At 63.0% G+C, this 13,435-nt stretch carries 11 protein-coding genes; 1 reads left to right on the top strand and 10 read right to left on the bottom strand.

All coding sequences use genetic code 11. The features are described 5' to 3' along the window. Positions 1–234: 234 nt before the first annotated feature. From FJV83_RS11830 to mce, 5 genes are all read right to left on the bottom strand, one after another. Positions 235–963 (bottom strand): ABC transporter ATP-binding protein, encoded by a 729-nt coding sequence (locus tag FJV83_RS11830; protein ID WP_185973327.1) that lies wholly within the window; start codon positions 961–963, stop codon positions 235–237. Then, positions 915–2,201 carry a lipoprotein-releasing ABC transporter permease subunit gene (locus FJV83_RS11825; protein ID WP_095773011.1) on the bottom strand — a complete coding sequence of 429 codons (1,287 nt, stop codon included), beginning with the start codon at positions 2,199–2,201 and terminating at the stop codon, positions 915–917. Before FJV83_RS11825 ends, FJV83_RS11830 begins: the two co-directional genes overlap by 49 nt. Continuing rightward, the gene (proS, locus tag FJV83_RS11820; protein ID WP_142885231.1) at positions 2,198–3,526 is read right to left on the bottom strand and encodes a proline--tRNA ligase; all 1,329 of its coding nucleotides are present in this window, start codon (positions 3,524–3,526) and stop codon (positions 2,198–2,200) included. Before proS ends, FJV83_RS11825 begins: the two co-directional genes overlap by 4 nt. Before the next feature lie 654 nt (positions 3,527–4,180). Next, entirely contained in the window at positions 4,181–4,465 is a 285-nt protein-coding gene (locus FJV83_RS11815; RefSeq protein WP_010910093.1) for a DUF1467 family protein, read from the bottom strand. Next, positions 4,462–4,866, bottom strand: coding sequence for a methylmalonyl-CoA epimerase (gene mce, locus FJV83_RS11810; protein ID WP_095773013.1), 405 nt, complete (start codon positions 4,864–4,866; stop codon positions 4,462–4,464). Before mce ends, FJV83_RS11815 begins: the two co-directional genes overlap by 4 nt. Positions 4,867–5,024: 158 nt before the next feature. On the opposite strand from mce, the gene FJV83_RS11805 reads away from it, so the two are divergent. Next, a complete protein-coding gene (locus tag FJV83_RS11805) occupies positions 5,025–5,888 on the top strand; it encodes an MBL fold metallo-hydrolase (protein WP_142885229.1) in 864 nt (287 codons plus the stop codon). 21 nt (positions 5,889–5,909) lie between these two features. On the opposite strand, the gene FJV83_RS11800 is transcribed toward FJV83_RS11805, so the two are convergent. The 5 genes from FJV83_RS11800 to nuoL form a co-directional block, all read right to left on the bottom strand. Beyond that, positions 5,910–7,580 (bottom strand): ribonuclease J, encoded by a 1,671-nt coding sequence (locus tag FJV83_RS11800; RefSeq protein WP_142885227.1) that lies wholly within the window; start codon positions 7,578–7,580, stop codon positions 5,910–5,912. A gap of 93 nt (positions 7,581–7,673) precedes the next feature. After that, a complete protein-coding gene (locus tag FJV83_RS11795; protein WP_142885341.1) occupies positions 7,674–8,495 on the bottom strand; it encodes a biotin--[acetyl-CoA-carboxylase] ligase in 822 nt (273 codons plus the stop codon). Between the two features lie 4 nt (positions 8,496–8,499). Then, on the bottom strand, positions 8,500–9,936 hold the full coding sequence (gene nuoN / locus FJV83_RS11790; protein WP_095773017.1) for an NADH-quinone oxidoreductase subunit NuoN: 1,437 nt from the start codon (positions 9,934–9,936) through the stop codon (positions 8,500–8,502). Between the two features lie 19 nt (positions 9,937–9,955). After that, positions 9,956–11,461 (bottom strand): NADH-quinone oxidoreductase subunit M, encoded by a 1,506-nt coding sequence (locus FJV83_RS11785; protein WP_095773018.1) that lies wholly within the window; start codon positions 11,459–11,461, stop codon positions 9,956–9,958. Then, positions 11,461–13,434 carry an NADH-quinone oxidoreductase subunit L gene (gene nuoL / locus FJV83_RS11780; protein ID WP_142885225.1) on the bottom strand — a complete coding sequence of 658 codons (1,974 nt, stop codon included), beginning with the start codon at positions 13,432–13,434 and terminating at the stop codon, positions 11,461–11,463. The genes FJV83_RS11785 and nuoL overlap by 1 nt, the downstream gene beginning before the upstream one ends. Between the last annotated feature and the right edge of the window lies 1 nt (position 13,435).

The following is a 13,435-nucleotide window of genomic DNA, read 5'->3' as shown; positions in this document are numbered from 1 at the left end:
TGTTTCAATGTCAACGCGCAGAATCCGGCCTCGCCCAGAATCTCCGGGCGATCAGATTGGCAGGGTTAAGGAAAGGTTGACGGCGCGGCGCTTATCAACAGGCCACAACAATGCGTGACGACAGGCCCTCGGCGAGGTTCGACAAACCTGATGAAATTCGTCGAACCTATCTTCGCTGAATCGCCGCTAGATCTGTCGATCTTCCGGTCCGTTCGCCTGAATGTCGGCACGGCCTTAAAGCGGCACGACCTTGCCGTCGGCGAGCGTGACGCGCCGGTCCATGCGCGATGCCAGCTCGTGATTGTGGGTGGCGATCAGCGCCGCGAGGCCCGATTGCTTGACCAGCGCGCCCAGCGCCTCGAAGACATAGGAAGCGGTGACCGGGTCGAGATTGCCGGTCGGCTCGTCAGCCAGCAGCACCAGCGGGGCGTTGGCGACGGCGCGGGCAATGGCTACGCGCTGCTGTTCGCCGCCCGAGAGTTCGGACGGCCGGTGCGACGCGCGCTTGCCGATCTGCATATAGTCGAGCAGTTGCGCGGCGCGCTCGGTCGCTTCCTTGCGCGGCAGGCCCTTGATCAGCTGCGGCATCATGATGTTTTCCAGCGCGGAAAACTCCGGCAGCAGATGATGGAACTGGTAGACGAAGCCGACATCGTTGCGGCGGATCGACGTGCGTTCGTCGTCGGAGAGCCGCCCGCAGGCGCGGCCGGCCAGGATCACATCGCCGGCGTCAGGGCGTTCCAGCAGGCCGGCCGTGTGCAGCAGCGTCGACTTGCCGGTGCCGGACGGCGCCACCAGCGCCACCATCTCGCCGCGCTTCAGCGAGAAATCCGCGCCGTTCAGGATGGTGAGCTTGCGCGGCCCCTGGACATAGTGCCGCTCGACGCTCTTCAGCTCGATAATGACCTCGGCCACTACTCGTACCTCAAGGCTTCGACCGGATCGAGGCGAGCCGCCCGCCATGCCGGAAACACCGTTGCCAGGAAGGACAGGCCAAGCGCCATGATGATGACATAGGTCGTCTCGCGCGGATCCATCTTCGCCGGCAGCTGGCTGAGGAAATAGAGTTCCGGGTTGAACAGCACCTTGCCTGTCATCCAGGAGAAGAACTGGCGGATCGATTCGATGTTGGTGCAGATCACGACGCCGAGCAGCACGCCGGCGAGCGTGCCGGTGACGCCGATCGCAGCCCCCGTCATCAGGAAGATGCGCAGGATGGCGCCGCGCGAGGCGCCCATGGTGCGCAGGATGGCGATGTCGTGCCCCTTGTCCTTCACCAGCATGATCAGTCCCGAAATGATGTTGAGCGCCGCCACCAGCACGATCAGCGTCAGGATCATGAACATGACGTTGCGCTCGACCTGCAGGGCGGAAAAGAAGGTCTCGTTGCGCTGGCGCCAGTCGACCATCTCGATGGGCCGTTGCGCCGCCTCTTCCACCTTCGGTTTCAGCGCGTCGACATTGTCGGGATTGTCGACATAGATCTCGATCGTCTGCGCGCGGCCGTCCATGTTGAAATAGAGCTGCGCTTCGGAGAACGGCATGTAGACGATGGACGTGTCATATTCCGACATGCCGACTTCGAAGATCGCCGCGATCTTGTAGCCTTTCATGCGCGGCGTCGTGCCGATCGGGGTCACGTCGCCATCGGGCGAGATGAGCGTAATGGTGTCGCCGAGCGTCAGGCCGAGATTCTCGGCCATGCGCTTGCCGATGGCGACGCCCTCGCCCGAATCGAAACCGGCAAGCGAGCCTTGCTTGATGTTGTTGGCGACGATGGCGATCTTGCCGAGATCTTCGCCGCGTATGCCGCGCACCAGCGCGCCGGTGCCGCCGCCGACATTGCCTTGCGCCAGCACCTGGCCGTCGATCAGGGGAATGGCGTATTTGACGCCGGGCACGCCATTGATGCGGCCGGCGACCTGGGCGTAGTCCTCAAGCGGCGAATCGAGCGGCTGCACGATCAGATGGCCGTTGACGCCAAGGATGCGCGTCAAGAGTTCGGCGCGGAACCCGTTCATCACGGCCATGACGACGATCAGCGTCGCCACCCCCAGCATGATGCCGAGGAAGGAGATCGAGGCGATGACCGAGATCACCGTCTCCTTGCGCCGCGAGCGCAAATAGCGCCAGGCAACCGTGCGCTCGAAGAAGGAGAACGGGCCGGCGCCCGCCGATCTTGCCGCCGCCGCCTCGCTCATGTGGCGACACCGAAGCGTTTTTTCGCATCGGCGATCGGCAGCGTCTCGCGCTCGCCGGTCCTGCGATGCTTGATCTCGACCTCGCCGGCGGCCACGCCACGCGGTCCGACGATCACCTGCCAGGGCAGGCCGATCAGGTCGGCGGTGGCGAACTTGCCGCCCGGCCGCTGGTCCGTGTCGTCGTAGAGCACATCCTTGCCGGCGGCGGTGAAGGCGGCATTCAGCTCTTCGCTGACACGGTCGCAGTCGGCGTCGCCCACCTTCATGTTGATCAGGCCGATGTCGAACGGCGCCACGGCGTCGGGCCAGATGATGCCGTTCTCGTCATGGCTGGCTTCGATGATCGCCGCGACCAGGCGCGACGGGCCGATGCCGTAGGAGCCGCCGGAAGCGAAATGGTCCTTGCCGTCCGGGCCGGTCACCTTGGCGCCCATCGGCTTGGAATACTTTTCGCCGAAATGGAAGATGTGGCCGACCTCGATGCCGCGTGCCGAAACCTTGTCGCTCTCGGGGACCTTTTCCCAGGCGGCTTCGTCATGCATCTCGTCGGTGGCGGCGTAGGGCGTCGTCCACGTCTTGACGATGTCTGATATCTCGCCGTCATTGGCGAAGTCGGTGTCGGCGCCCGGCACGGCAAGCGAAAGATAGTCGCGATGGCAGAAAACCTGGCTTTCGCCGGTATCCGCCAGGATAATGAATTCATGGCTGAGGTCGCCGCCGATCGGCCCAGTGTCAGCGCGCATCGGAATCGCCTGTAGGCCCATGCGCGTAAACGTCCTGAGGTAGGAGACGAACATCCTGTTGTAGGCAGCCCTCGCGCCCTCGAAGTCGAGGTCGAAGGAATAGGCGTCCTTCATCAGGAACTCGCGCGAACGCATGACGCCGAAGCGCGGCCGCACCTCGTCGCGGAATTTCCACTGGATGTGGTAGAGGTTGAGCGGCAGATCCTTGTAGGACTTCACATAGGCGCGGAAAATCTCGGTGACCATTTCCTCGTTGGTCGGACCGTAGAGCATGTCGCGGTCCTGGCGGTCCTTGATGCGCAGCATCTCCTTGCCATAGTCATTGTAGCGGCCGCTTTCACGCCACAGATCGGCCGACTGGATGGTCGGCATCAGGATCTCCAGCGCGCCGGCGCGGTTCTGCTCCTCGCGGATGATCTGGCAGACCTTGTCCAACACCCGCTTGCCGAGCGGCAGCCAGGAAAAACTGCCCTGCCCCTGCTGGCGGATCATGCCGGCACGCAGCATCAGCCGGTGCGAGACGATCTCGGCTTCGCGCGGATTTTCTTTGAGGATAGGCAGGAAATAGCGCGACAAACGCATGGACTGGTCCGTGAATGAGAACGGCCACGCCAGAATCGGCGCGACGCAGGCTTGCTTGCCCCGGCTTCATAGCCATTTCATGACGGAATGGAAACCCGGGCATGGCTGCACATCAGCGCGCCACGGCCCGGAATCCTCCGGTTTCCGGACCAGGCCGTGCCGGCATTCGGCGTGCCGAACCTCTTCGGTTTGGGCCGCCAATTCTTTGCGCGCGTCAATCCGGAACATGCCGCAAAGGCTCCGTCGAGCCTTGCTGGTCGTTTCCCAAGCAATGCATGCCATACTATTGTGCAGTGCAGCACGAGAATGCCTGTTTCGAGGCAAAATTCTTCGTGACATTTTCATTCGGCTTAGGCTAGTGTGCCGCGATAACCGAGAGGGCGGAGAAAAATCTGCTCTCCTACGCGGTCAAAGTCTTGGGAGGATGCGATCTAGGCGCGGTTACTCGCTGCCGCCGGAAACCGGAAACAGATCGGACGCGTTTAATTGCAAGGCCTCGTGCCTTGCATTTTTTTTGTGCAATCATCTGGTTAGCGCGGCGTGCTGCAAGGTCACATGACCCTGCGTCAGCAAGCGGTCAGCCGTGAAATATGGCGGCATCTCGATCCGCGTCAGTGGCGCATCGACGTCGTCGCGGCACTCTTGCCGGGCGATCTATTTCGCCGGGGTCTGGCCGAAATCCGGCACGATATGCGGGATGTCGTTGAGGCTGTAGCCGAGCCCGTGCGTCAGCCCATAGAAAATGCCCATGAGGATCGCCGTGGCGATGGTGGTGCGGATCACCGCGCGCAGCATGTGCGGCCCGCGCGGCGCGCTTGGAACCGTGCCCAGTGTCACGTCATGATCGTCGTCCTGCGTCCTGACGCTGAACGGCAGTACGGCGAACAGCACCACCCACCAGGTCGCGAAAAACAGGGCGGTGAACGAAACCCAGCTCATGATTGCTCCAGTTCGATCAGCGTGCCGAAGAAATCCTTCGGATGAAGGAACAGCACCGGCTTGCCATGCGCGCCGGTTTTCGGATTTCCGTCGCCCAGCACGCGCGCGCCGGCGGCCTTGAGCTGGTCGCGCGCGGCCAGGATGTCGTCGACCTCGTAGCAGAGATGATGCATGCCGCCTGACGGGTTCTTCGCCAGGAACGCGGCGATCGGCGAGCCCTCGCCCAACGGTTCCAGCAATTCGATCTTGGTGTTGCCGACATTGACGAACACCACCGTGACGCCATGCTCCGGCAAAGCCTGCGGCTCCGTCACTTCGGCGCCAAGCGTGTTGCGGTAGGCGGCAACGGCAGTAGTCAGATCCGGCACCGCAAGCGCGACATGGTTCAGCCGTCCGAGCATGAGCGAGCTATCTCTCTTCTGTCACTGGCTGGCGTCATACGTCAAATCAGCTGAGATCAACAGCCATTCACGAGGCGCGCACTGTCGCACGTTGGTGAACATTCTGATGAATCACGATCGAGGCTATTCCGGCCCGCAACCGCAAAGTACAAACGGCAATGTCTTACATCCGCCCTGCCCGCGCCCGCGTTTTCACCTTCGATCTCGGCTCATTCAAGATTGCCGCCTTGCTCGACGCTGTCGATATCAGAGACAACCTCGCGGCAGCGTTCGCGGCCAGACAGCCGCCAACCGCGGTGCATCAACTCGCGGTCTCGAACTTCATCGACCGGGATCGATTCGAACATTGTTTCATCCCGACGCTGATCGACACCGGATCCGAAAGGATCCTGTTCGACACCGGATGCGGCGATGAGGGCAGTTCACTCCTGGACTGCTTGAAGGACCTTGGACTCGGGCCTGATGATATCGACGTGGTGGTCATCACCCACGGGCATCCGGACCACATCGGTGGGCTTGTCAGCAACGGCAAACCCGTTTTCGGCCGGGCACGCTATGTGTTCGGCAAAGCTGAATTCGCTTTCTGGACCGAGGCAAGAGCGGTGCGCCCGGCCAGGTTGGCCAACCGTGATCTGTTCCGGCGGATTTGCACCGGACTGGCCGACCGGGCAACGTTCATAGCGCCTGGAGATGAGGTGCTGCCGGGCATTACCGCCGTCGACGCGTCAGGCCATTCCCCCGGCCTGCTGGCATTTCTCGTCGAAAGCGGCGGCCAGCGATTGCTGATCTGGTCGGATGCGTTCCTGCACTATGTCGTGTCCATCCAGCATCCGGAGTGGCATGCGGATTTCGATGATGACAAGGAACGGGCGATCGACACCCGCAAACGTTTGCTGAAGATGGCGGCGGAACAGCGCCTGCTGGTCGCCGGCCATCACATGCCGTTTCCTGGCTTGGGCTACATCGAATCGGTGAACGGCTCTTGTCGCTGGCTTCCGGTCAGCTACCAACTGAACGTCTAGACCAGCGAACCGACGCTACCGTCATCTGGTGACAAACACCGTTACCAGCGGTTTCTTGCCCCAGGCTTCGTTGGCGGCGCCACGCACCGCGCGCCGCACCGCTTCCTGAACCAGGTCGAGGTCCTTTCGCCGCTGGCGGGGAATCGAGTCCACCGCGCCGACAGCCGCATCGATCATCAAATCCTCCAGCGTCTCGCCGCTGGCGTCGGCCTCGGCGACGCCGATGGCGACCAGATCGGGATCGCCGGCCAGTTCATATTTGTCGTCGAGCACCACATTGACCGCGACATGGCCGGCAAAGGACAGTTTGCGCCGGTCGCGAATGCCCATCGCCTGGTCGGTGCCGATCAGATTGCCGTCCTTGTAGATGCGGCCGAACGGCACCTGGTCGATAATGGTGGCGGGGCCGGGAGCGAGCCGCAGCATGTCGCCGTCGCGCACCTGCGCCACCTGGCCGATGCCGGAGGTCGACATCAGCGAGCCCTGCGCCACCAGATGCGCCGCCTCGCCATGCACGGGAACGCCGATCCGCGGGCGCACCCATTCATACATCTTGCGCAATTCGCTGCGCCGGGGATGGCCGGAGACATGCACCAGCGCGTCGCCGTCCTCGATGATCTTGATGCCGAGATCGATCAGGCGGTTCTTGATCTCGAGGATCGCCTTCTCATTGCCGGGGATGGTGCGCGAGGAAAACACCACCGTATCGCCCGCCGTCAGCGAAACCGATTTCATCTCGTCGCGCGACAGTTTCGCCAGCGCCGCCAGCGGCTCGCCCTGGCTGCCGGTGCAGATGATGACCAGGTTTTCGCGCGGGATGAAGCCGAAATCCTCCTCGGCAATGAATTCCGGCAGGCCGTCCATATAGCCAAGCTCGTCCGCCACGTCGATGACGCGCTTCAGCGAGCGGCCGAGCACCAGGCACTGGCGGCCGGCATCGCGCGCCGCCTTGGCGATGGAGACGATACGCCCGACATTGGAGGAGAAGGTCGTCACGGCGACCCGGCCGACGGCGCTCTGGATGACGCCCTTGAGCCCCTCGCCAACCGCCACTTCCGACGGCGATTCCCCTTCCCGCAGCGCATTGGTCGAATCGCAGATCAGCGCCAGCACGCCCTTGTCGCCATAGGCACGGAAACGTGCCTCGTCGGTCTTCGGCCCGATCGTCGGTTCCGGATCGATCTTCCAGTCGCCGGTGTGGATGACGGTGCCGGCCGGCGTGGTGATGGCAAGCGACATCGGCTCCGGGATCGAGTGCGCCACCGGAATGGCTTCGATCTCGAACGGGCCGACGGTGAATTTCTCGCCGGCCCGGTAGATCGCAAGCGGAATCTTCGGCGCCCCCTGCTCGCCCTGCCGCTTGGCTTCCAGCAGCCCGGCACTGAACGGCGTCATCCACACTGGCGCTTTCAGCCTCGGCCAGATATCGAGCAGCGCGCCATAATGGTCCTCATGCGCGTGAGTGATGACGATGCCGCGCAGATTGGCGAGGTTTTCCTCGATGAAGCGCGTGTCGGGCAGGATCAGGTCGACGCCCGGATGCGCCGCGTCGGGAAAGGTGACGCCGACATCGATGACGATCCATTCGCGCGCGCTCGGCGGGCCGTAGCCGTAGAGGGCGAAGTTCATGCCGATCTCGCCGACGCCGCCGAGCGGCACGAAGACGAGTTCGGCGTTTTCCGCTTTCGCCATGATTTTTCCCTTCCTGGCCCTCAGGCCAAGCCGTTAAAGCAATTCCAGGAAACGTGTCTAACGGTTTTCCGTCCGGAATTGCGCAGAAACAAACTATACTTGAGCGGACGCGACCGCGCCGAAATGCACGTCGCCAGCCGCGATTGTCAGCACCGACCCCTCATCGTCGCGGATCACGAAACGGCAGTCCTCGTCAATGGTCTCGAACACCCCACGCACCACATTACCGTCAATTCTGACGGCTACCTCGCCGCCAAGCCCCGCCGCGCGCGCCAGCCAGCGCCGCCTGACAGTGGCGAGGCCGCGGCCTTCATCCCACAGCCCGGCATTCTCGCTCCAGGCATCGGATAGCGCCAGGAACAGCGTTTCGGCATCGCATGTCGCGCCCAGAGTTTGCAGCGATGTCGCGGGATAAGGCAAATCCGCGGGGTGCGCCACGACATTGACGCCGATGCCGACCGCCACCGCGAAGCGGCCGCCCTCCAGTATAGCCGACTCCAGCAGGATGCCGGCAAGCTTCGCGCCCGAAGCAAGCACATCGTTCGGCCATTTCAACTCGAAACGGTTTTGGCCCTGGCCCGCGCCATCGAGTCCCACGGCAATGCGGCCCTTCGGGACCACGGCATCCAGTGCGTCAGCAAGCGACAGGCCGGCGACGAAACCCAGAGTCGCGGCAAGGCGTAGTTCACCACCGGTGATGACGAGCAAGGTCGCCGCCAGGTTGCCATCGGGCGACACCCAGGCGCGGCCGCGCCGGCCACGCCCGCTTTCCTGCTTCTTGGAAACGACCCACAGCCTGCCCGGGTCACCGGCCCGGGCGTGATCCAGCGCCACCGTGTTGGTGGAGCCGACGCTGTCATGGGCCTCGAGCCGGAACCCTTCCGACGCCGAGGTTGGGGCCAGCCGAAATGCCATCCCGTCAGAAAAATGTCTTGGCGGCGGCTTCGGCATAGGTGCCGATCGGTCCGCCGATCAGCACATAGAACAGCACGAAGGCGCCGCAGACGCCGAGCACGACACGCAATTCGCTGGCCATCGGCACGAAGCCGCCGACCGGTTCGTCGAACCACATGATCTTGATGATGCGCAGATAGTAATAGGCGCCCACCACCGACGCCAGCACGCCGATGATCGCCAGCGCGTAGAGGTTGGCGTTGATGGCGGCGAGGAAGACGTACCACTTCCCCCAGAAGCCGGCGAGCGGCGGAATGCCGGCCAGCGAGAACATCAGGATGGTGAGGATAGTCGCCATGATCGGGTTGGTCGAGGAGAGTCCGGCCAGGTCGCTGATCTGCTCGACATTGCCCTCCTTGCGCCGCATGGCGAGGATGAAGGCGAAGGTGCCGAGCGTCATCACCAGATAGATCAGCATATAGATGGCGACACCGCGCACGCCGGCCTGGCTGTTGGCGGCAAGGCCGACCAGCGCGTAGCCCATATGGCCGATCGAGGAATAGGCCATCAGGCGCTTGATGTTGGTCTGGCCGATGGCGGCAAAGGCGCCGAGCGCCATCGAGGCGATCGAGATGAAGACGATGATCTGCTGCCAGTCGGCGGCGATCGGCTTGAACGCGCCCATGGTGACGCGCACGATCAATGCCATCGCCGCCATCTTGGGAGCCGCCGCCAGGAAGGCCGTCACCGGCGTCGGTGCGCCTTCATAGACGTCGGGCGTCCACATATGGAACGGCACCGCCGAGATCTTGAAGGCGAGGCCGGCCAGCACGAAGACCAGGCCGAAAACAAGGCCGAGCTGCCGCCCGCCGCTGCCGAGCGCCGAGGCAATTTCCTGGAAGCCGGTGTTGCCGGTGTAGCCGTAGACCAGGCTGATGCCGTAGAGCAGCATGCCCGACGACAGCGCGCCGAGGACGAAGTACTTCAGCCCCGCCTCGGTCGAACGCAGATTGTCGCGGTTGATCGCCGCCAGCACGTAGATCGCCAACGACTGCAGTTCGAGGCCGAGATAGAGCCCGATCATGCCGTTGGCCGAAATCATCAGCATCATGCCGAGCGTACACAGCAGGATGAGCACCGGATATTCGAACTTGTCGAAACGCTCCGCCTTGGCAAAGCGCATCGACATGACGAGCGTCACAGCCGAGCCGACCAGCGCCAGCACCTTCATGAAACGGGAGAATGGATCCTGGATGAAGGCGTTGCCATAGGCGCTGCCCTGCCCCGTGGAGAGGATCAGCCAGACGCCGGCGATCACCAGCACCGCGACGGCAAGCCCGGTCACGGTATTGGCGGTGTTGGCGCGCGAATAGGCTCCGACCATCAGCAGCGCGAGCGCGCCGAAGGCAAGGATCAGCTCGGGCGTCGAGAGCGACAGGCTGGAGAGAAGGTCCGGCGTCATGGTTCGCAAAACCCCTGGGTCAGTTCGCCGCCGCGGTCTGCGCGGCGCCGATGGATGCGGTGACATTGGTGACGAGCGATTTGACCGACTGGGCCGTCGCGTCGAAGACGGGAGCGGGATAAACGCCGAAGAAGATGACCAGCGCGACCAGCGGGTAGATGATCACCTTCTCGCGCAGCGACAGGTCGAGCAGCCCTTTCAGGCTGTCCTTGGTCAGCGCGCCGAAGATCACCCTGCGGTAGAGCCAGAGCGCGTAGGCGGCCGACAGGATGACGCCGGTGGCGGCGAAGAACGCCACCCAGGTGTTGACCCGGAACACGCCCAGCATGGTCAGGAACTCGCCGACGAAGCCACTGGTGCCGGGCAGTCCGACATTGGCCATGGTGAAGACCATGAACACGGTTGCGTATTTCGGCATGTTGTTGACCAGGCCGCCATAGGCAGCGATCTCACGCGTGTGCATGCGGTCGTAGATGACGCCGACGCACAGGAACAGCGCGCCCGACACGAGGCCGTGGCTGAGCATCTGGAAGATCGCGCCCTGCACGCCTTCCTGGTTCATGGCGAAGATGCCCATGGTGACGAAGCCCATATGGGCGACCGAGGAATAGGCGATCAGCTTCTTCATGTCCTCCTGCATCAGCGCCACCAGCGAGGTGTAGATGATGGCGACCACCGACAGGGTGAAGACCAGCGGCGCAAACATTTCCGACGCCAGAGGGAACATCGGCAGCGAGAAGCGCAGGAAGCCGTACCCACCCATCTTGAGCAGAATTGCGGCCAGGATCACCGAGCCCGCCGTCGGCGCCTCGACGTGCGCGTCGGGCAGCCAGGTGTGAACCGGCCACATCGGCATCTTCACCGCGAAGGAGGCGAAGAAGGCGAGCCACAGCCAGGTCTGCATGTTGGCCGGGAAGCTGTGAGTCAACAGCGTCGGAATGTCGGTCGTGCCGGACTGGAAGAACATCGCCATGATGGCGAGCAGCATCAGCACCGAACCGGCGAGCGTATAGAGGAAGAACTTGAACGAGGCATAGACGCGCCGCTTGCCGCCCCACACGCCGATGATGATGAACATCGGGATCAGGCCGGCTTCGAAGAAGACATAGAACAGCACGATATCCAGCGCGCAGAACACGCCGATCATCAGCGTCTCGAGCAGCAGGAAGGCGATCATGTAGGCCTTGACGCGCTTGTCGATCGCTTCCCACGACGCCAGGATGCAGAGCGGCATCAGGAACGTCGTCAGGATGACGAACAGCATGGAAATGCCGTCGACGCCCATATGGTAGGAAATGCCGGAGTCGAGCCAGGCGAATTTTTCGACGAACTGGAAGCCGGCCTGCGAATTGTCGAAGCCGGTCCAGATGAACAGCGAGACGATGAAGGTGAACGTCGTCGTCAACAGCGCGATGGCGCGGATGTTGCGGCGCGCGTTTTCGCTGTCATCCCTGATGAACAGGATCAGCAGCGCACCAACCAGCGGCAGGAAGGTGACCAGCGAGAGGATTGGCCAGGCGGTCATCAGAGCATCATCCAGGTGACGAGTGCGGCAACGCCGATCAGCATGGCGAAGGCATAATGGTAGAGGTAGCCGGTCTGCAGCTTGACGACGCGGTTGGTGACATCGACGACGCGCGCCGAAATGCCATCCGGCCCGAGACCGTCGATCACGGTGCCGTCACCGGTCTTCCACAGGAAATGGCCGAGACGCTTGGCGGGCCGCACGAACAGGAAGTCGTAGAGCTCGTCGAAATACCACTTGTTGAGCAGGAAAGCGTAGAGCAAGCGATGGTTCGCGGCGACGCTCGGGGGCAATTCCGGTGAGCGGATGTAGAACTTCCAGGCCACCGCGAAGCCGATCAGCATCGCGATGAAGGGCGACAGTTCGACCCACAGCGGGAGTTCGTGGATTTCGTGCAGGATGTGATTGTCCGGCAGCGTGAACAGCGACGCCTTCCAGAACTCGGCATAGCCTTCGCCGATGAAGGAATTGTGGAAGATGATGCCGGCGAACAGCGCTCCGGCGGCCAGCACGAACAGCGGCACCAGCATCACTGGCGGCGATTCATGCACATGGTGCATCACCTCATGGCTCGCCCGCGGCTTGCCGTGGAAGGTCATGAAGATCAGCCGCCAGGAGTAGAAGGAGGTGAAGCAGGCGGCGATGACCAGCAGCACGAAGGCGAGGCCGGCAACCGAATTGTGGCTGGCAAAGGCGCTTTCGATGATGGCGTCCTTGGAGAAGAAGCCTGCGGTGCCGATGACAGTCACGGGAATGCCAACGCCGGTCAGCGCCAGCGTGCCGATCACCATCATCCAGTAGGTGCTCGGGATCAGCTTTCTGAGGCCGCCCATCTTGCGCATGTCCTGCTCGTCGGAGACGGCATGGATGACCGAGCCCGAGCCGAGGAACAGCAGCGCCTTGAAGAAGGCATGCGTGAACAGATGGAAGATCGCCGCGCCATAGGCGCCGACTCCGAGCGCCACGAACATGTAGCCGAGCTGCGAGCAGGTCGAATAGGCGATGACGCGCTTGATGTCGTTCTGGACGAGGCCGACGGTGGCCGCGAAGAAGGCGGTGAAGGCGCCGATGAAGGTCACCACGGTCAGCGCCGAATGCGACAATTCGAACAGCGGCGACAGCCGCGCCAGCATGAACACGCCCGCCGTCACCATGGTGGCGGCATGGATGAGCGCGGAGACCGGCGTCGGGCCTTCCATGGCGTCCGGCAGCCAGGTGTGCAGCGGCACCTGCGCCGACTTGCCCATCGCACCCATGAACAGCAGCAGGCAGACGACGGTCATGGCCGCCTGCTTGTCGAGCGCATGGCCGAGGAAGGTCAGCACGGCAGCACCTTGCGGCGCGCCTTCGGCCGGAACGAACGTCGCCGCATTGGCGAAGATGGTGCCGAGATTGACCGAGCCGAACAGCACGAACACGCCGAAAATGCCGAGCGCGAAGCCGAAATCGCCGACGCGGTTCACAACGAAGGCCTTGATGGCCGCAGCATTGGCCGACGGCTTCTTGTACCAGAAGCCGATCAGCAGGTAGGAGGCGAGACCGACGCCTTCCCAGCCGAAGAACATCTGCACGAGGTTGTCGGCGGTCACAAGCATCAGCATGGCGAAAGTGAACAGCGACAGATAGGCGAAGAAGCGCGGCCGGTTCGGATCGTGATGCATGTAGCCGATCGAATAGATATGGACCAGCGCCGAAACGGTGTTGACCACCACCAGCATCACCACCGTCAGCGTGTCGATGCGCAGCGCCCAGGACGCTTCGAGCCCGCCCGACTGGATCCAGCGCAGCACCGGCACGGTCAACACCTCGCCGTGGCCGAAGCCGACGGTGAAGAAGGCGACCCACGACAGTATCGCGGCGATCACCAGGAAGCCTGAGGTGATGTATTCGGACGCCTTGGCGCCGAGCGACGTGCCGAACAGGCCGACGATCAGGAAGCCGAGCAGGGGAAGGAAGACGATGGCCTGATACATG

The organism is Mesorhizobium sp. WSM4307 (assembly GCF_007003945.1).
In the GTDB taxonomy this organism is placed as follows: domain Bacteria; phylum Pseudomonadota; class Alphaproteobacteria; order Rhizobiales; family Rhizobiaceae; genus Mesorhizobium.
Note: the sequence above shows the minus strand (reverse complement) of the source record. Positions and strands in the feature narration are given on the sequence as shown.